The sequence below is a fragment of the Blautia segnis genome (assembly GCF_014287535.1).
Lineage (GTDB): Bacteria > Bacillota > Clostridia > Lachnospirales > Lachnospiraceae > Blautia_A > Blautia_A acetigignens.
The window spans coordinates 30,450-50,163 of record NZ_JACOOT010000003.1 but is presented as its reverse complement, the minus strand read 5'-3'; the positions used below and the strand labels follow the sequence as shown (position 1 = coordinate 50,163).

Annotated in this window: 17 protein-coding genes; 1 reads left to right on the top strand and 16 read right to left on the bottom strand. The window is 47.5% G+C overall.

Annotated features, from left to right (window positions below; all coding sequences use genetic code 11):
• Positions 1–243: 243 nt before the first annotated feature.
• Positions 244–564 (top strand): DUF1540 domain-containing protein, encoded by a 321-nt coding sequence (locus tag H8S54_RS00945; protein ID WP_186900708.1) that lies wholly within the window; start codon positions 244–246, stop codon positions 562–564.
• Positions 565–641: 77 nt separating this feature from the next.
• Here H8S54_RS00945 and ftsZ read toward each other — a convergent pair whose 3' ends face one another.
• The 16 genes from ftsZ to rsgA all read right to left on the bottom strand — a co-directional run bounded on the left by ftsZ (position 642) and on the right by rsgA (position 19,711).
• Positions 642–1,790 carry a cell division protein FtsZ gene (ftsZ, locus tag H8S54_RS00940; protein WP_117850823.1) on the bottom strand — a complete coding sequence of 383 codons (1,149 nt, stop codon included), beginning with the start codon at positions 1,788–1,790 and terminating at the stop codon, positions 642–644.
• Between the two features lie 375 nt (positions 1,791–2,165).
• Positions 2,166–3,242 carry a cell division protein FtsQ/DivIB gene (locus tag H8S54_RS00935; RefSeq protein ID WP_186900707.1) on the bottom strand — a complete coding sequence of 359 codons (1,077 nt, stop codon included), beginning with the start codon at positions 3,240–3,242 and terminating at the stop codon, positions 2,166–2,168.
• A 7-nt stretch (positions 3,243–3,249) separates the two neighbouring features.
• On the bottom strand, positions 3,250–4,518 hold the full coding sequence (gene murA / locus H8S54_RS00930; protein ID WP_289045052.1) for a UDP-N-acetylglucosamine 1-carboxyvinyltransferase: 1,269 nt from the start codon (positions 4,516–4,518) through the stop codon (positions 3,250–3,252).
• A gap of 216 nt (positions 4,519–4,734) precedes the next feature.
• Positions 4,735–5,826, bottom strand: a complete 1,092-nt coding sequence (locus tag H8S54_RS00925) for an FtsW/RodA/SpoVE family cell cycle protein (RefSeq protein ID WP_117850830.1) — start codon at positions 5,824–5,826, stop codon at positions 4,735–4,737.
• Between the two features lie 121 nt (positions 5,827–5,947).
• A complete protein-coding gene (murD, locus tag H8S54_RS00920) occupies positions 5,948–7,303 on the bottom strand; it encodes a UDP-N-acetylmuramoyl-L-alanine--D-glutamate ligase (RefSeq protein WP_021926440.1) in 1,356 nt (451 codons plus the stop codon).
• 22 nt (positions 7,304–7,325) lie between these two features.
• Positions 7,326–8,282 (bottom strand): phospho-N-acetylmuramoyl-pentapeptide-transferase, encoded by a 957-nt coding sequence (gene mraY / locus H8S54_RS00915; protein ID WP_021926441.1) that lies wholly within the window; start codon positions 8,280–8,282, stop codon positions 7,326–7,328.
• 76 nt (positions 8,283–8,358) lie between these two features.
• Complete coding sequence (locus H8S54_RS00910) at positions 8,359–10,089, bottom strand: peptidoglycan D,D-transpeptidase FtsI family protein (RefSeq protein WP_186900706.1); 1,731 nt, start codon at positions 10,087–10,089, stop codon at positions 8,359–8,361.
• Between the two features lie 73 nt (positions 10,090–10,162).
• The gene (locus tag H8S54_RS00905) at positions 10,163–12,298 is read right to left on the bottom strand and encodes a peptidoglycan D,D-transpeptidase FtsI family protein (protein ID WP_243176585.1); all 2,136 of its coding nucleotides are present in this window, start codon (positions 12,296–12,298) and stop codon (positions 10,163–10,165) included.
• Between the two features lie 136 nt (positions 12,299–12,434).
• Positions 12,435–12,986 (bottom strand): septum formation initiator family protein, encoded by a 552-nt coding sequence (locus H8S54_RS00900; RefSeq protein WP_021926444.1) that lies wholly within the window; start codon positions 12,984–12,986, stop codon positions 12,435–12,437.
• Between the two features lie 13 nt (positions 12,987–12,999).
• Complete coding sequence (rsmH, locus tag H8S54_RS00895) at positions 13,000–13,935, bottom strand: 16S rRNA (cytosine(1402)-N(4))-methyltransferase RsmH (RefSeq protein WP_117850832.1); 936 nt, start codon at positions 13,933–13,935, stop codon at positions 13,000–13,002.
• A gap of 35 nt (positions 13,936–13,970) precedes the next feature.
• A complete protein-coding gene (gene mraZ, locus H8S54_RS00890) occupies positions 13,971–14,402 on the bottom strand; it encodes a division/cell wall cluster transcriptional repressor MraZ (protein WP_021926446.1) in 432 nt (143 codons plus the stop codon).
• A 332-nt stretch (positions 14,403–14,734) separates the two neighbouring features.
• The gene (gene lgt / locus H8S54_RS00885; protein WP_021926447.1) at positions 14,735–16,147 is read right to left on the bottom strand and encodes a prolipoprotein diacylglyceryl transferase; all 1,413 of its coding nucleotides are present in this window, start codon (positions 16,145–16,147) and stop codon (positions 14,735–14,737) included.
• Between the two features lie 41 nt (positions 16,148–16,188).
• Positions 16,189–17,286, bottom strand: a complete 1,098-nt coding sequence (gene ychF, locus H8S54_RS00880) for a redox-regulated ATPase YchF (protein WP_021926448.1) — start codon at positions 17,284–17,286, stop codon at positions 16,189–16,191.
• A gap of 184 nt (positions 17,287–17,470) precedes the next feature.
• Positions 17,471–18,148: a thiamine diphosphokinase gene (locus tag H8S54_RS00875; RefSeq protein ID WP_021926884.1), complete on the bottom strand. Its 678-nt coding sequence runs from the start codon at positions 18,146–18,148 to the stop codon at positions 17,471–17,473.
• 8 nt (positions 18,149–18,156) lie between these two features.
• Positions 18,157–18,828 (bottom strand): ribulose-phosphate 3-epimerase, encoded by a 672-nt coding sequence (gene rpe / locus H8S54_RS00870; protein ID WP_117850834.1) that lies wholly within the window; start codon positions 18,826–18,828, stop codon positions 18,157–18,159.
• Positions 18,829–18,832: 4 nt separating this feature from the next.
• Positions 18,833–19,711, bottom strand: coding sequence for a ribosome small subunit-dependent GTPase A (rsgA, locus tag H8S54_RS00865; protein WP_117850837.1), 879 nt, complete (start codon positions 19,709–19,711; stop codon positions 18,833–18,835).
• Positions 19,712–19,714 lie beyond the last annotated feature (3 nt).

Here is a 19,714-nt window from a genome sequence, read left to right as displayed (position 1 = left end):
CTGCTGTGCAATATGAACCCGAGCCGCATCTAAATGTGCGCTGAGGTGAGAGTGAACTCTGCTTTCTTTTCATCATGTACTGTTGAATAATACCATGTCTTTTCTTGAAAGTCAAGATATTTTTCTTATTTTTTCACATATTTTTTATTCCAAATAATGTAAGGAGCAACAGGTATATTTTGAATAATTCCGGAAAAACTAAAAATGTTCCATAACACAATCATTACTATCAGGAGGCAAACTATGACTATTTTAAAATGTTCCGCAACAACCTGTGCCTACAACGAGGATATGCTCTGTTCCAGAGGAGAAATTGATATGATGGGGGAAAGTGCCCACAGTGCTGAAGAAACCTGCTGCGGCAGTTTTCGGGAAAAAAGCCAGGGTACTATGAACAGTGCCAAAAATGGCTGTGGCTGCGAGACCATCCAGATTGACTGTAAAGCCTGCGGCTGCACCTACAATGACAAGTGTAAATGTACTGCCGCTTCCATTAGTGTAGATGGAAATGATGCCAGAAAATGTGATGAAACAAAGTGCAGCACCTTCCAGTGTGAATGCTGAATCCAGTGATTCAGATTTCCTGCTGCCGATAAAAAGGCCTCCGCACATACATGCGGAGGTCTTTTGTCTGCAATAAATTATCTGTTTCTTAAGAAATCCGGAATCTGGATGTCTTTCTTCTGAACAGTGCTGGATGGTGTCTTCGCTGTGAATGGTGTCGCATTCATAGTAGGCATGCTGAAGCTAGGCATGTTCAGGTTCACGCCGGCAGATGCTGTGGAAGCCGGTCTCTTGTTGGAAAATACGGAATTGCTTGCCTTGCTTCCAAATGGGTTGTTGGCCTGTGCATTGTCTGTAAGACCTGTAGCAATAACTGTGATTCTTGCATAATCAGCAACAGAGTCATCATACATAGCACCGAAGATGATGTTTGCATCCTCACCAGTAAGCTCCTGTACATAGCTTGCTGCATCGTTTGCATCCATAAGGGAGATATCACCGGAAATGTTGATGATAACATGTGTAGCACCCTTGATGGTAGTCTCAAGCAGCGGAGAAGAAACTGCCTGCTGAACAGCCTCCATAGCCTTGTCATCGCCTCTTGCCTCACCGATACCGATGTGAGCGATTCCCTTATCTGTCATAACAGTCTGTACATCAGCAAAGTCGAGGTTGATAAGAGCCGGCAGATTGATCAGGTCTGTGATGCCCTGAACGGCCTGCTGCAGAACCTCGTCTGCCTTTCTCAGTGCTTCCGGCATAGTAGTACGGCGGTCCACGATCTCCAGTAATTTATCATTCGGGATCACGATCAGTGTATCAACTGCTTTCTTCAGGTTCTCGATACCTGCAAGGGCATTGTTCATACGTGTCTTCGCTTCAAAACGGAAAGGCTTGGTCACAACACCTACAGTGAGGATACCCATTTCCTTCGCTGCTGCTGCGATAACCGGTGCAGCACCTGTACCGGTTCCACCGCCCATACCGCAGGTAACGAATACCATGTCAGCACCTTCGATGATCTGCTTTACTTCCTCAATGCTTTCTTCTGCTGCTTTCTGTCCAACCTCAGGCTGTGCTCCTGCACCAAGACCTTTGGTAATCTTCTCACCGATCTGAAGTACAGTTGGAGCTTTACACAGAGTCAGAGCCTGCTTATCTGTATTAACTCCTACAAACTCTACCCCGCCGATGGCTTCCTCAACCATTCTGTTGACTGCGTTATTTCCGGCGCCGCCTACTCCGATTACAATAATCTTTGCAGAGGATTCCGCCTCATTTGACATTATCTCTAACAATGTACTTCCTCCTTTATTTCTACCTTATATCCTTTATCTCTAATCTTAGTCAATATACATGATACCAGTGTCAAAAGATCAAAAAGCTGTTCATGCTTGCACGATAAGGCTTTTGAGCTTGGGACACGCCAAATATGAGAAAGCAGCGATTTACATAGTAAATCAGCGGATTTCGAATATTTGAAGAATTGTGGGAGCAGCATAGCTGCGGAACAATCCGGGTATCAAATGAGTGGCAAAATTCATTTTGACACTCATCTCATATACATACCAAGCTGCATATAGCTATATCATATATTTTTTTTAGGAATTTATCAACCACTAATTTTGTTTTTTTACACTTTTTTCTCGAAAATTGAAAGATTACTCTTCATAATCGTCCTCTTCCTGGTCATCCCAGCTGGATTCTTCCGTATAATCTTCCTCGTCGCTGGTGTCATTTGGATTAGGACCTACGTAATTTCCATCCTTGTCAAGCTGTCCGTATCCGGTGTAGCTGCCGTCCTCCATATAGCCGCCCAGCCAGTCACCGTTTGCCGCAATGCTTTCCTCGGTAGGCTTTGGACCTACGTAATTCATATTGGCATCATACTCGCCCTCGCCGGTATAGTCCCCCTCTTCGTCATAGCCGCCGTGCCAGTTCGCGATCGCATTCTCATAGGCACTAGTGGTGTCAATACTCGTCGTGGTATCTTCCTCGTCCACTTCTCGCTCAAAGGTGATGAGCTTGGAAGAATCCGTTACATTCTCCATGTGAAGGATTCCTTTTTCCCCGGAAAGTTTTGGCAGGATCGCGCTTACCCGGATCATCTTGTCCTCCAGGTACTCGTCCTTTCCCAACATAACCTGCACATCGCCGTAGGTCAGGGTGATCTGATAGCTGCTGTCAAACTCTATGTGATCTGGGATCACGTCATTTTTCTGGAAAATGGTGGAAAGCGCCACTGCAGTAGTCAGAACCGAACTTCCCTTGATTGGAAGCTTCTCCCCCTGGATCACATGGCTTACCTGGATCCCGTCAAAAAAAGGAACCAGCTCGTCCCGTGTGTGGGAACTCTCAATAAAAATACCATTGCGGTCAAAATACACGTAGCTGTCCAGATAGGGAATGCATCCCACTGCCTTCTTCTCCCGGACACTGATGCAGATGCTGTTATGGGAAAGGCGGGTAATGTTAAAGCCCTCTACAAACGGCACATCCTCCACATCCACCCTGGAATGAAGAAGCACAGCAAGAACAGAGTTATCTGTAAATGCACCCTGCAGAGCCATGCTTTTTACTTCCTCATCGGAATAACGGGCAGTTCCCATTACTTCCACTTTGCTTACATGAAAATAAGAAAAGAAAAAAACAAGGCCTGCCAGCAAAACTGCTCCCAGGGTACAAAAAATCATTTTCTTATGTTTTTTGTCAATCAGATTCTTTTTGAATAATTTCATAATCCTGTTATTCCTGTATCCTTTTTACTGCCGCACCTAACTGCTCAAGATCCTGGCAAATATGCTCATATCCCCTTCGCACAAAAGAATAGCCTTCCAGAACCGTGGTTCCGGCCGCCACCAGTGCTGCCAGTATCAGCGCTGCACCGCCTCTTAATTCCTGTGCTCTTACAAAGGTGCCGGTAAGGGGCTTCCCGCCCTGGATCAGAGCGTCTCTTCCCAGAATCCGGATGTCTGCTCCCATACGCACCAGTTCCGGCGCTGCCTTGTAGCGGTCCTCAAAAATAGCTTCCCGAATAAGGCTTGTGCCTTCCACAGTGGCCAGAACCGCCATCAGAGGAGACTGCAGGTCTGTGGGAAAGCCCGGATATACGCCTGTTTCCAGAAATGCTACGGGGCTGTGAACATTTTTTCCATTGACTAACAGTTTACCACCGATGCCGCTATATTGTCCACCTATTTTCCGATATACTTCCAGAAAGGAATCAAGTTCCCCCTCCGGCGGACCGGTCAGGGTGATCTCACTTCTTGTAATGGCAGCCGCACAGATATAGGTTCCTGCCACAATCCGGTCCGGCGGCACCCAACTGCTGCCTCCCCTCAGGCCTTCCACTCCACTGACGCAGATTCGCCCGGTACCGTCCCCTGTAATCTGCGCGCCCATGGTACGAAGATAATGACAAAGCCAGCTGATTTCCGGCTCGCAGGCACAGTTTTCCAGAACCGTTTCTCCCTTTGCCAGCACTGCCCCCAGAATTCCCTGCTGGGTGGCTCCCACACTTCTTTTTGGAAAAGAGAACTCTGTTCCCTTCATTCTTTCACACTCTGCGCTTAACTGCCCTGCCACTTCCTGTATCCTGGCCCCAAGACTTTCCAGAACCAGAAGATGCATGTCAATGGGGCGTTTTCCGATCACGCATCCCCCCGGATAGCCAAGACTGCCTTTTTTATTTCTTCCAAGAAGTGCCCCCAGAAGGATCACAGAAGACCGCATTCTCCCTGTGAAGGAAAATGGGACCTCTGTTTTGTCCGCTTTGGTGCAGTCCAGATACAGATCGTGGTCCTCCCACCAGGTTACAGCCCCCAGATTCTGCAGGATTTCTTCCATGCAAAATACATCCGCAATTCTCGGACAGCCTTTCAGTACGCTCACTCCCCGGTGTAAAAGAGAAGCCGCCATCATAGGCAGCGCTGCATTTTTGGAGCCCTGTATCTGAACATTTCCCTTCAGCTTGTGTCCCCCTTCAATGAAAATCCGGTCATTCAAGCCATTCACTCCTAAAGGGCCTCTTACCTTTTATTGTATGCAGTTTTCTTAATCTGGTGATAAAATCAGACGTTACTGTTCACTCCGTTCACAGCAACGCGCTTCGCGATGCACAGAAATCATGCATTCGCATGATTTCGCGCCGCAATTCTCAGGTTTTCTGTGAACTTTGTTCACAAAAAACACCTCGCGGAACATTGCCAGTGAACAGTAACAATCAGACAGCTATTTCATTCCGCCGCGGCTTACGCTTAAGGCCAGCCCCATTTCCCCCAGAAGAAACACCACAGACGTTCCTCCGTAGCTTACAAAAGGAAGTGTAATTCCTGTATTGGGGATGGTGTTGGTCACAACCGCAATGTTCAGGATCACCTGGATCGCCATGTGACTCATAATGCCGCTGCAGATCAAAGTGCCTTCCAGATCCCGGCAGTGCAGGGCAATTACGCACAGCCTCCACAAAAGCAGTCCGAAGATCAGGATCAGAAAAGAAGCCCCTGCAAGCCCCTGTTCCTCACAGATAATGGAAAAAATCATATCATTCTGCGCCTCCGGCACGAACCCCAGCTTCTGAAGGCTGCTGCCAAATCCCCTGCCGAAGATTCCGCCGCTTCCAATGGCATAAAGCCCCTGTATGGTCTGGAAGCCTTTTTCGTATTTCTCAGGATTCCGCCAGATTGCCAGCCGTTCCAGCCGGTAGCTTTCCGCTGCCAGAAACACCGCGATCACCGCCACCCCGGCGGCTCCCATTCCAATAAACCTGGCATATCCAGGGTCTGATACAAAGATCAGCACCACGCCGATTCCAAGTATGATAATAGCAGTACTCAGGTTATTGGTGCCGACCAGTCCCACGATTGGAAGCAGGGTCATCATAGTCCTGCACATAAACCAGAAGCCAGCTGTCTTTTTTCTGCTCTTTTCGATCTGCCAAGTAAGGAACAGAATCACGGCGACCTTGGCAAACTCTGAGGGCTGAAAGGAAAGAGGCCCAAAATTCAGCCACCTCTTGGAACCGTTAATCTCCTGTCCCACCAGCAGAACCGCAGTGGAAAGTGCCATGGACAAAAGATAGGCAGCCGGTGCCAGCCCCACGAAAAAGCGGTAATCCATTTCCGCTACTATGTACATTGCCATAAGTCCAAGGGCAGTGGCAAAAAGCTGCTTTTTAAAATAATAGGCAGAGTCGCCGAAACGCACTCTGCCATTGTATTCACTGATGGAAAACAGCATGATCAGCCCGAATACTGCCAGAAGCAGCACCAGGATCAGAAGGACCATATCTGTTTTCATTTTTGGATTTTTCTCCCGGATCATAGCTTGCTCCTGCTGGCTGCCTTATTTAAGCATATGCCAGAGGATGAACACCTATGTCTGGGGATTTTTCCCCTATGTAAAAATAACCCAGGGAAATAGCTCCCTGGGTCAATATGCATTCTTACAGAGCTCTTACGAACTCCTTGAACATCTCGCCTCTCTGCTCATAGTTGTCAAACTGTCCCCAGCTTGCGCAGGCAGGAGATAACAGAACTGCGTCTCCGGCATTTGCCTTGTCTGCACACACCTGAACCGCTTCCTTTAAGTCCTCACAGAGGATAATATCATGGAAGCCGTTCTTCTCGGCTGCTGCCTTGATTTTCTCCTTGGTCTGACCGATGAGAACCAGGTATCTTACCTTACCGTCAAAGGCCTGAATCCACTCGTCATAGCTGGATTCCTTATCATAGCCGCCGCCGATCAGAAGTGTAGGACGGTTCATAGCCTGGATTCCCTTGATGGCTGCGTCCGGGTTAGTTCCCTTGGAATCGTTGTAGTAAGCGACACCATTCTTCTCTGTCACATACTCGATTCTGTGCTCAACAGCTGTAAATTCGCAGACGCTCTTACGGATGCTGTCCATATCAACGCCAGCGCAATAAGCCATGGCAACTGCTGCCATTACATTCTCAAAGTTATGAAGTCCAAGAAGCTTCAGGTCTCCTGTCTTCACTACCGGAATCTCTTCTGTCTTGGTGCGAAGAATGATCTGGTCTCCCTCAAGGAAAATACCCTGTTCCAGTCTTCTTGCGCTGGAGAAATATACGGTCTTCGGTACGATATGCTTACCAAACTCGCAGAGAACCTCATCCTCATAATTCAGTACGCACACATCCTCCGGGCCCTGGTTGCTGGTGATCAGCTCTTTCACACGGATGTACTCTGCCATGGTATGATGGCGGTTCAGATGATCCTCTGTAATGTTCAGAATGGCGCTTACCTTGGGAGCAAATTTGGAAATGGTCTCAAGCTGGAAGCTGCTGATCTCTGCAACTGTAATGGTGTTGTCTTTCATCTCCAATGCCTTGGAGGTGTATGGGGTACCGATATTTCCTACTACAAAAACAGACTCTCTTGCATCCTTCATGATCTTGCCAAGAAGAGCGGTTGTGGTTGTTTTGCCGTTGGTTCCAGTAATGGCAAGAACCTCTCCCTTTCCGGTCTCATAGGCGAGCTCAACCTCTCCCCATACAGGAAGTCCCTGCTCATAAAAGCCCTTCACGATCGGAAGGTCCGTAGGAACGCCAGGGCTTAACACAACCAGGTCAAGGCTGTCCTGAACCTCCTTTGGAAGCTCTCCTGCATAGATCTGAAGTTCATAATTGCCGCTTGTTTTATGTAATACGCTTTCTTTATCCAAGTCTGCTTTTCCGTCATAGAGAATTGGGCAGGCACCTACAGCACCCAGAAGGTCTGCTGCACCGATGCCGCTTTTGCCGGCTCCGAAAACCAGAACCTTTTTTCCTTTTAATTCCATAATAAAATTCCTCCTTAATGCCTTACAAAGCCAAAAGACCGATCAGGCACATGATGGCAGTCACAATGGTAAACACTGCAACTACGCGGGCTTCAGACCATCCGCAAAGCTCGAAATGGTGATGGATGGGAGCCATTTTGAAAATACGCTTGCCATGTGTAGCCTTGAAGTATGTTACCTGGATCATAACGGACAGTACCTCAACCAGGTAGATCAGTCCTACGATCAGGATAAACAGGGGCATCTGCAGCATATAGGCCACGCCAGCCACAAAGCCGCCAAGTGCCAGGGAACCAGTATCTCCCATAAATACGCTTGCCGGATATACGTTGTAAAGCAAAAATCCCATCAGTCCGCCGATAACCGCACAGGTAACCGGCTCAATTCCGGACTGTGTTCCAATGGATACCACGGTAAAGAACACTGCCACGATCAGGGTAACGCTTGTGGCAAGGCCATCAACACCGTCTGTGAAGTTCACGCCATTGACAGTTCCGATCACGGCAAAAAACAGAACCGGAACCGCAAGCCATCCAAGGTTCAGATAATGTCCGCCCCAGAACGGAATGCGCATAGTCAGGGATACATCGGTATATTTCAGCAGATAGAAGGTGAAAATACCGGTTACAACCACCTGAAGCAGGAACTTCTGCCAGGGAAGAAGTCCATCTGATCTGCGAAGCACTACCTTCAGGTAGTCATCCAGAAATCCGATCAGTCCGAAGCCTAATGTCAGGAACAGCACCGGAATGATCTTCGGGTAGTCTTTCACATAGAATAATGAAGTAATAATCGTGGATATCAGAAAAATCACGCCGCCCATAGTCGGGGTTCCGGCTTTCTTCAGATGGGACTGTACGCCCTCTGTACGCTCTGTCTGTCCCATTTTCAGTTTCCTAAGAAACGGAATGATGACAGGTCCTAATACTGCACTGATCGCAAAAGAAATCAGCACCGGGATCACAATATGAAATTCCATCCTCACACCTCTTTAACTCTTTCGTTTTTCATTTTTGTTTTTTGAAGCATCTTATAGTATAAAGCTTTTCCCCTTATTAATCAACCCATAGGTTGCTTTTCGACGATAAAACTGCTTCAAAAATGCCTTTGATCACAGGTGCCGCAATGGTTCCGCCGTAGTAAACGCCCTGTGGATCATGGATGATGCAAAGTCCCAGAATCTGTGGATTTTCTGCAGGCATAAAGCCAAGGAAGGAAGAAATGTACCGATTGGCACTTCTGGGAAGCGTCTGGGATGTGGCGGTTTTGCCGCCCACTGTATAGCCCTCGATCTGAGCATTTCGCCCGGAGCCCTCTGACACTACTTTTTCCAGGATCTGCCGCACAGTTTCAGAGGTTTTCTCAGAGACGATGCCCTCTTCCACCGGATATTCCAGCTTCCTTCCGCTGAGGCCGTCAGCACTTAGCACTGACACTCCAAAATGGGGCGTGATCCGCCTTCCCCCGTTGATCAGGGAGCTTACGGTAGTGGCAAGCTGAATGGGCGTGATCTGAAAAGACTGGCCGAATGCCACTGTGGCCAGCTCTACATTTCCCATATTTTCCATTTTGTGCATAATGGTTCCTGCTTCTCCTGGAAGATCCACGCCTGTTTTCTTTTTCAGTCCAAATTGTTCGAAGTAATGATAGTAATTTTCCACGCCAAGACGCAGGCCTACCTCGATAAATACCGGGTTGCAGGAGTTCTGTGCCCCTTCCACAAAATTCTGGGAGCCGTGCCCCGTCCTTCTGGCACAGTGGATCCGGCGGTCATCCACTACCTTGTAGCCAGGACAGTAAAAGCGGTCATTTACAGAAACCACGCCAGCCTCCAGTCCTGCTGACATGGTGATGATTTTAAAGGTAGAACCCGGCTCATAGGTATCATTCAGACAGGGATTTCGCCACATCTGGTTCAGAAGGTCCTGTTTTTCCTGCTGGGTCATTCCTGTAGTATCCACATCTGTATTTAAAGTAAAGGGATCGTTCAGGTCAAATTCCGGCACATTGACGCAGGCATAGATTTCCCCGTTCTGAGGATTCATAAGCAGGATGGACACACGAGTGGCCTGCTTTTCTTCCATCACCTTAAGGGCAGCCTGCTGGGCGTACTGCTGGATATCAATATCCAGACTGATCTTCAGGTTTTCACCGGGGACCGGATCCTTTCTGCTTTCTCCAATCTGGTCTATTTCCACACCACGGGCATCTGTGGTGGTCAAAATTTTGCCATTTTCCCCTTTCAGAACCTCTTCATACTTTACCTCAAGCCCGATGATTCCCTGGTTATCCCCTCCTGTAAAACCCAGAACCTTGGAGGCCAGAGAGCCGTAGGGATAGTATCTTTTGTAGTCTTCGTCTACCTTCACGCCCTCAAGACCGTAATCCCGGATGGTATCTCCCACAGATTTCTCAACATTGGTTTTGATCCTTTCAATAGAAGATACCTTTTCCACTCTTTTTCGCACGGTTTCTGTGTCCATATCCAGTTCTTTTGACAGAATCTGGATCACCTTTTCCGGCTCCTTGATCTGGCTGTGTATGACAGAAATGGTGCAGACTGTCTTATTATCTGCCAGCACCCGCCCCTGGGCATCCAGGATCTGGCCTCTTGCGGCTTTGATGTCCCTCTCTCTTTCATGAAGGTCCTGTGCTTTCTGGTAATAGTAATCTGACCGGAACCCCATCAGATAGACCAGCCGGCCGATCATTCCCAGCATCATGACTGCACATATGAGAAAGACCAGCCAGATTTTTTTCCTGTGAAAGGTCATGGCTTTTTTCATAAAAAAATCCCTCGACGGAAACTGTCACAATTAATATATGACAGTTCCCCGCGGGGGTATGTTTCATCTCTGCTCAATCAAGACCAGCTTCTTCGTTTGTAATGCCTTCGCTTTCCATGTTGTTATCCTGGATGGGATCTGTGGTATCTTCCGGCGGACCGGGGACGTTGGTATCGGAAACAGCCTCTGGCAGTGTCTCACCTGCAGAGCCTGTATAGGTATTGCTGGTTCCCTCAAGATTGTCGGATTTGATATACTCTCCGTTTTCATCCATCTTGTAGCTTCCATCGATGTTGAGAAGATAGCCGTTCTCGTCAATGCGGTTGCCGTCCCAGTCGATCAGGTTTCCATTTCCGTCTACAAGATTGCCGTTTTCATCGATCTGGCTATTAGACACATTGTTCGCATAACCGCTGAAATTCTCCCACAGCTCTGTCTCCGGAATGGTTCCGTCTGTGGATTCATCCGGCTGAATGTTCATATAAGGCAGCATCTCAGAAAGAATGGCCTGTGCCACGTACTGGGCATAAACACTGCTTGCCTGATCTTCCACGTTTGGCTCATCAATGACTACATAGATTACCACCTGGGGCTCCTCTACCGGGGCAAAACCAATGAAGGAAACTACATATTTGCCGTTTCCTCGCGGGAATTTCTCCGCAGTTCCGGTCTTACCGCCTGAGCTGTAGCCCTGCACCTTGGAGGTCATACTGGTACCCTGTTCCACACTGGCCTGCATGTAGCTGCGGATATCTGCAGAAATACTCTCGGAAATGGTCTGCTTCTGAAGGATCGGGCTGATGTTTTTCACTGTAGCACCGCTGGCATCCTTAATCTTGGTAACAAGATGGGGCTGATAGTAGTAGCCGCCATTGATCACAGAGCACATGGCATTGATCTCCTGGATCATGGTGCAGCTGAATCCCTGACCAAAGGCAGAACATGCAAGCTCCGTCTCCTTCATGGTCTCAATGGTATGCATAATGCCGTAGCCTTCATTTGGAAGATCGATTCCGGTTCTGCTTCCGAAGTTGAAGGTGCTCTGGGCCTTCAAGAAATTCTCTGCGCCCATGGCTGCACCAATCTGCATCATGGCATCATTGCAGGAATTGGCAATTACCTCTGCAAGGGTCTCCATGCCATGACCGTAGATATTCGCACACTTGATGGTAGTCATATTTCCTTCCACACCAAAGTTCTGGAATCCATCGCAGTAGAATGTGTCGCTTGTGGAAATTTTGCCCTGCTCCAGAGCTGCTGCCATAACAATGGGCTTCACAACAGAACCCGGTTCATAAATATCTGTAACGCAGAAGTTGTTCCATCTGTCGCTTAAGATCGTCATGGTCTCCGAATCACTCATGGCAGCCTGTTCTTCCTTTGTATACTGATCAGAAAGATCACGGGGATCGTTCAGGTCATAACGGTCTCCGCCATCCATTGCAAGGATTTCACCGTTATTAGGGTTCTCCACAATCACGCCGATGTTCTTGGCTCCTGTGGATTCCATAAAAGCATTCACCCATTTTTCCACAATTTGCTGAATGCCAAGATCCAGGCTGGTTTCCAGGTTGTTTCCATCCTTTGCCTCAATAATAGTCTGCTCCACATTGGAATCATCGTTGAGGTAGCCGTACTGGCGGCCATCGATTCCCACAAGGCTGCTGTTGTAATAGCCTTCCAGGCCATAATCTGCCGAGTCCCTGGAATAGGTGAAGCCAAGTGTATCGCAGGCAAGCTCATTATAAGGATAAACTCTCTGGTAATCCTCCTCAAACCAGACGCCCTTCACATTCTGCCGTTCCTTAATTTCTGCTGCTGTAAGGCCTGTAGTATCGGAAAGGTCACAGTAATCCTCAAAGGCTTTCTGGTCATCCATACTGGCCGCCCTTTTGATCACCCAGTACTGGCTGTCCTTTGTTTCATCATCTGTCAGCGCCTTTCGGACAGCGGTCTCTTCCACTCCAAAAATATTTTCCAGTGCCCGGATCGTGGGCTCTATATAATCGGTCTCTGAGTTTATGGTCCTGCAGTCCAGAATTACATTGTATACCTTGTTGCTGGTTGCCAGAAGGTTTCCATTCCGGTCGTAGATACTGCCTCGCTTGGATGGTATGGTACGATTCTGGTATTTCTGCTGGGCCTGGCTTAATACCTGTTTCTTGTATTTTTCACCGCTGTGAAAATTGATATAGGTAATAACTCCCAATAAAACGACTAAAGCTCCCAATACGCATAAGAACAGTATTGACAGCTTATTTTTCATAGTGTGATTTATTTTTTTAATTGGTTTTTTCTTTGCTTTTCTTCCTGAAGTACTCAATCAAACACCTGCCTTCATTCCCTTACTTCCCGGTTACTTCCTGATACTGCCGGACAAAGCTGCCGCCCTCAGTTGTATAGGTCTCTGTCTGCTGGTTGCTTGGATATTTCATTCCCAGTCGTCCAATCGCGATCTTTCGTATTCTTTCAAGATCCTCGCTGGATGTTACCTGGCTTTCATATGCATCATTATCTTCCTTCAGCTCTGCTAACTGGGATTCTAAGGAAGCCACCTGGCTTCTTTTGCTTGTGCATTCTGTTTTCAGACGCAGATAATTGATGCTGCAAAATACAACTATAACGCCAAGCACGCCCAGAAATATGGCAAAATTCCGGTTCATGCTGTTGGCCTTGGCACGGTTTCGACGCGCTTCCCTGGAAAGGGACTTGCCCTGGCGGGTCAGTTCCTGACCTGGGCCAAGTGCAGGTCTTGCCTGTTTCTTTCTAACTGAATGCTCTGGCTGACGGTATTCCCTTTTTACAGGAACTTCCTGTACTTTACGCACAGTGTTGCCATCAACATACATGCTCTGTGAACTTCTTCTGGAAGTAGTATGTCTGCCTGTCTTCGCCATTTTTTACCCTTCTTTAAATCCTTCGCTCAAAAATTCTTAGTTTTGCGCTCTTAGAACGCGGATTTGTTTCCATTTCCTCATCACTGGGAAGAATCGGCTTCCTGGTGATCACTTTTCCTTTGGACTTCTTCCCGCACACGCAAACCGGAAAATCCGGCGGACAAGTACAGGGATTCTCATTCTTGCGGAAGATGGTCTTGACGATTCTGTCTTCCAGGGAATGGAACGTAATAATACAAAGCCTTCCCCCATCATCCAGAAGATCGATCATCCCGTCAAGGGAATCCCGAAGTACATCCAGCTCCTTGTTCAGCTCAATACGGATTGCCTGGAAGGTACGCTTGGCAGGATGTCCGCCTGCTGCCTGTATCTTCATAGGGATAGATTCCCGTATGATCTGTGTAAGCTGCCCTGTGGTGGTGATCGGGGCCTGCTGCCTTGCGGCAACAATATGTTTCGCTATATTCTTAGCAAATTTATCTTCACCGTAATCGCGTATAATGCGATATAGTTCTCTTTCTTCGTAACCGTTTACAATGTCACTGGCGGTCTGAGTCTGTCTCTGGTCCATACGCATGTCAAGAGGTGCATCTACCCGGTAGGTAAATCCACGTTCTTCATTGTCCAGCTGATATGAGGATACTCCCAGATCCAGCACAATACCATCTACCTTGTGAACTCCCCTTGCGGCGAGCTCCGGTACCATGTAACAATAATTGCTGCGAATGATTGTCACCTGATCAAAGGCGGCAAGTCGTTCACTCGCAGCAATTATCGCATCCTGGTCTTGATCTATACCAATAAATCTCCCCTTGGCAGAAAGTTTCCTGCATACCTCTATGGCATGTCCAGCGCCGCCCAAAGTGCCATCCACATAGATTCCATCCGGCTTGATGTTAAGCCCGCCAACGGTCTCGTCCAGTAATACAGATTTGTGTTTAAATTCCATTTCCGTCTCCTGTTGGATTTCTGCTTGTTTTATGCTCAGATAACGATACCGATGCTTTCCATGCTCTCTGCAATGCTGTCCATATCGTCAAAATTGCAATTCTCGCTCCATTTCTCCTTGCTCCAGACCTCAACTCTGTTCAAGTTGCCTGTCAGGACCACGTCCTTCTCCAGACCAGCGAACTCACGTAACGTCTGAGGTACGAGAATTCTCCCCTGCTTGTCCAGTTCACACATGGTAGCTCCAGCTACAAAGAATCGCGAAAAGGCTCTAGCGTTTTTGTTTGTAAGTGGTAATGCTCTGAGCTTCTCTTCAAAGGCCTCCCATTCATCCATAGGATAAATAAAAAGGCAACCATCAAGTCCCTTGGTCAGTACAAATTCTTCTCCTAAGAGTTCCCTGAACTTAGCCGGGATAATCAAACGCCCCTTCGCGTCGATTATATGATTGTATTCTCCCATGAACATAGAAACTCACCTACTCTCGTGAAATACGATTCTCCCCTTCGTATTTCATGATGGGAAACAAATGGAAGTTCTGCCACTTCGTCCCCATTTGTCACCACTTTTCTCCACTTCCTACCACTTATGCGTTTATTCTAACCCATTTGCTTCTAAATTACAAGTGGCAAATTATGAAATCTATTACATAATTGTGTTACAAAGTCCTTACAAACACAGAAAAAACGCCGCTTTGATGAGTCATTCACCAAAGCGGCGCTTCGCCTTCCATCCCTTTTTGGAATGGTCAAAATATTTCATTCAGCCCGGCAAGATCGTGATATCTGGCGATCATACCGTCAATTTTTCTGCTCATTGGCAGGTTTTTTCGCAAATCTGCGCGGCTTGCTATACAGCCACTCATCATCTTCTGAAAGTGATGGATCCGCTGCAGAAGCAGCTTCTGTTCCATAAGGTGCAGCAGTCTCTTCCACCTCTTCATAGGCGGAATCGTCTTTTTGTAAGCTGCCGTCTTCCTGAAGTGCTTCCTCAGATACGGCTTCATCGCCTTCATTTTCTTCGTATTCTTCCGAAGCTGTTTCTTCAGTCTCAGCGTCTTCGCCAGCAACTGCTTCCTGATTTTCAGAGACTTCTTCATAACCATCCTTTGCAGCTTCTTCCATCTGGTCAGAAGCTGATCCGGCAGTCTCTTCTTCCTTTGGATCATCCTGAGTGCTTTCTTCTTCCTGGCTTTCATAGACCGGAACACTGCCGGAATATGCTTCCGGGACACTGCCTTTCTTTTCATCTGCAAAAGCCCGCTCAAGCTTAAGCCTGTCTCTGTATTCTTCCGCTTCAGCCTGTCTGGCCGCCATCTCCTGTGCTTCATAATCCTGTTCTCTCCTGCGTCTGCGCCTTGCAGCTCTCTTCTTCGCCATAGAGCTCTCCACAGTTACCACTACCGCACATATGAGAAACAGTGCCGCTGAGATCACCTGGCAAATTCCGATGGAAGTTCCGGGAATCGTCAGCTTGTCTGTTCTCAGATATTCCAGAATGAATCTGCCAAGTCCGTATCCAGCCAGATATCTTAAGAATACCTCTCCATGAAAACGTTTCTTTCTTTTCCACACAAGCATGAGCAGAAACAAAAGCAGGCACCACAGACTTTCGTAAAGAAAGACCGGATGAACCTGAATATAGGAAACGCCTCCTATGGTCTCAAGATTCTCCCTCATAACGGATGTGACTTCACTGGAACGCACAGCGGATAAAGGAAGCTGCATTGCAAATATGCTGTTGGTATATTCACCGAAGGATTCCCGGTTAAAGAAATCCCCCCACCTTCCTATTATCTGCGCGATCACCAGTCCCATACAGGCAGTATCTGCCATCTGCATGAAGGCCTTTTTGCGGATGGCACAGTAGATGGCTGCGCCCAGCATGCCGCCGAACAGCCCGCCGTAAAAAGCAAGGCCGCCGCCTCTTAAATTAAAGATCTGATTCACATTTCCTTTATAAAGATTCCAGGAAAAACATACATAAAGTGCTCTTGCACCGATCACTCCCGTCACCAGTGAGAGGATCATCATTTCCAGGTAATCATCTTCTTTTTCTCCGCATCTTCTTGCCTCAAGGACTATAAATCCCAGTCCCAGAAGCATTCCGGCTGCAATCAGAAGACCGAAGAAGGTAATTTCAAATCCAAATATGCGAATGGATTTTCCCACATAATCCAGGTTGATCCCCAGATTTGGAAACTGAATTGACATTTATTATCCCTCTGTCTCTTTCGGTTGGATCGCATTGATCATTATACGTTAAAGCGGAATAAGATTACATCGCCGTCCTGTACCACGTAATCCTTACCTTCCATTCTCACAAGGCCTTTCTCTCTTGCACCTGCATAGGAGCCGCAATCCAGAAGATCCTGATAATTCACTACCTCAGCCTTAATGAATCCTCTCTCGAAATCAGAGTGGATCTTACCAGCTGCCTGAGGTGCCTTGGTTCCAATCTTGATGGTCCATGCTCTTGTCTCATCTTCACCGGAAGTAAGGAAGCTCATCAGGCCAAGGAGATGGTAGCTTGCTTTTACCAGCTTCTCAAGGCCGGACTCCTTAAGACCAAGATCCTCTAAGAACATTTTTCTCTCATCCTCATCCAGCTCGGAAATCTCTTCCTCGATCTGGGCACAGATCACGAAAATCTCGCTGTTCTGCTCTGCTGCATACTTTCTTACAGCCTGAACATGAGCATTGTCAGCTCCGTCGTTTGCAAGGTCATCCTCTGCAACATTGGCTGCATAAATCACTGGCTTCTGGGTGAGCAGGTTATAGGTTCCCATCCATGCTTCCTCATCCTCATTCTCAAGCTCCATGGTAATTGCCATCTTGCCGTCTTCCAGCCATTTCTTAATCTTCTGAAGGAAGTCAAGCTCCTTGGCCGCTTCCTTATCCATACGTGCGGTCTTGGTAACCTTGGCAATTCTTCTCTCCAGGATCTCAAGGTCAGAAAAGATCAGCTCCAGATTAATGGTCTCAATGTCACGGATTGGATCAATGCTTCCGTCTACGTGGATTACATTGGTATCCTCAAAGCAGCGTACTACATGTACGATTGCGTCTACTTCACGGATATTTGCAAGGAACTGGTTTCCAAGACCTTCGCCCTTGGAGGCGCCCTTTACAAGTCCGGCAATATCAACAAACTCGATGACTGCAGGTGTTACCTTCTTGGAATGATAGAAATCTCCAAGCAGAGCCAGTCTCTCATCCGGTACAGTAACAACGCCCACGTTAGGGTCAATGGTACAGAATGGATAGTTGGCGGATTCTGCTCCTGCCTTGGTTAAAGAGTTAAAAAGTGTACTTTTTCCTACGTTTGGTAAACCAACGATACCTAATTTCATTTCTGTATATTCCTCCTTGTATTTCTTCCGAAATACCAATTCTTAATGTAGCAGGGCTGCAAGGCAGCCCAATCCTGTTAAATCATACCACACCGCGTTTCAAAAGTAAATTGTAACTGTATATGGTCTGCGCAGTTACAGCAAGGTTACTATTCGCTCCGTGCCCAGTAACACAGCAAGATCTTTATCTGCGGTCCCGGGACATGATCATCAGAAGGCTGCCGCTCTGGTAGCGGATCACTGCCTCTTCTTCCTGGATCTCATTACTTACGGTAAGTCCGCTGTCCGCTACTGTCAGATTATATCCGGCCAGCGTATACTTAAAGCCCTCAAGGGTAAGTCCCTCAACCGCTCCTCCTGCTGGAAAAAAAGAAACATATTTTCCAAACTGCCTGTCCTTATAAAGCCTGGTTCCACTCTCCACAAGACAGATATAATTCTGCTCGTCTGCCAGGGCAACCTTCACGCCTTTTTGTTTTCCCAGGGTAAGAAGTCCCAGATTGCCAAGGAAGTGGTCCAGCCTGCCTCCTGTCGCTCCCAGGATCAAAATGCTTCTGGCACCCTGTTTGATTGCCAGGTTTAATGCAGACTGTGTGTCCGTATCATCCTTCTCCGGCTGAAGCTGGACGATACTGGTTTTGGTCAGGCTGTCAAGGTATGCCTTTCCATCTGCAGATACGCTGTCAAAATCCCCGTCTGCAAGATCTGGCACCAGCCCGGTCTCCCTGAAAAAATCCAGTCCCCGGTCAGCTGCCACAAGCTGCAGCTTTTGGTCTTTATTCTCTTTTTGCAGTTTTTTTAAAAAATCGAGGGCAAAATCTTTCTGGATCATGCCCCCGCTTACGATTACTGTGTCTGTCATACTGTATCTCACTCGATTCGGTCGCTGATTTCTTCAATTTCTTTCTGAATGTGACGGACATTTTCTGCGATGTCACCGCCAAATACCCAGGATCCGGCAACAAAAATATTTGCCCCGGCCTTCATAACAGTCTCAAGAGTACCCTCATTGATTCCGCCGTCCACCTCAATATTCACATCCAGATTCTCTTTGTCGATCAGTTCTCTCAGTTCCTGAATCTTCTCTGTACACTCATCCATATATTTCTGTCCGCCAAATCCTGGCTGAACCGTCATCACAAGGACCATATCCACATCCCCCAGCATATGGCTGATGTCATTCACCGGAGTCGCAGGCTTGATGGAGACTCCCACCTTCACGCCAGCGTCCTTGATGCGCTCAATTGTCCTTTCCAGATCCTCACAGGCTTCTGCATGTACGGTAATGGAATCTGCACCGCAGTTTACAAAATCCTGAATGTATCTCTCTGGCTCTGTCACCATAAGATGAACATCAAAAAACATCTTGGATTCCTTACGAATGGATTTGATCACAGGCATTCCGAAAGAAATGCTTGGAACGAAATCCCCATCCATAACGTCAATGTGGAGCCACTGTACTCCTTCGTTTTCAAGAATTTTAATCTGTTCGCCCAGGCGGTTAAAATCCGCTGATAAAATGGAAGGGCATAGCTGATACATAGTTTTAGTATCTCCTTTTCTCTTTTAATTCCTCATATAATGCCAGATAATCATCATAACGCAGCTGGCTGATCTTTCCCTCTGCCAGTGCTTCCTTAACGCCGCAGTCCGGTTCGTGGATGTGTCTGCATCCCTGGAAACGGCACTGCGGTTCATATTTCAGAAATTCCGGAAAATAATTTCTCAGTTCATCTTCTTCCATATCCGTAAGATACAAAGAAGAAAATCCCGGAGTATCCACAAGGAAGGTATCCTTCTCCACAGGAATTACCTGGGAATGTCTGGTAGTGTGCTTTCCTCTTTTCAGCTTCCGGCTGATTTCCCCGGTCTCCATCTGAATCTCACCCTGCATGCAGTTGGTGATGGAAGATTTGCCAACTCCGGAAGGACCTGCTACCACGGTTGTCTTTCCTCTCAGGATCTGACGGATCTCGTCGATGCCCTCTCCTTCTAAGGTACTGGACAGAACCACCTGGTATCCGCATCCGGTATAGGTCAGATACAGCCGTTCCAGTTCTTCCTTCTCTCCTAAATCCTTCTTGTTAAAACAGATAACAGCAGGAATCCCCTGCTGCTCCATCATGATCAGAAATCTGTCCAGAAGAAGAAAATTCGGCTTTGGATCCTCCATTGCAAAGATAACAAATGCCTGATCCACATTGGCAACTGCCGGACGGATCAGGGAATTGCGGCGGGGAAGAATGGCAGTTACGCTGCCTTCCTTCGCCTCCTGGTCCAGAACGGAAATTTCCGCATTATCCCCTACAAGGGGCTTGAAATTATCCTTTCGGAAAATCCCCTTTGCCTTGCATTCATACACATTGCCGTCCTGGGCATAAATGTAATAAAAACCTGCGATTCCTTTAATGATCTTTCCCTGCATGGA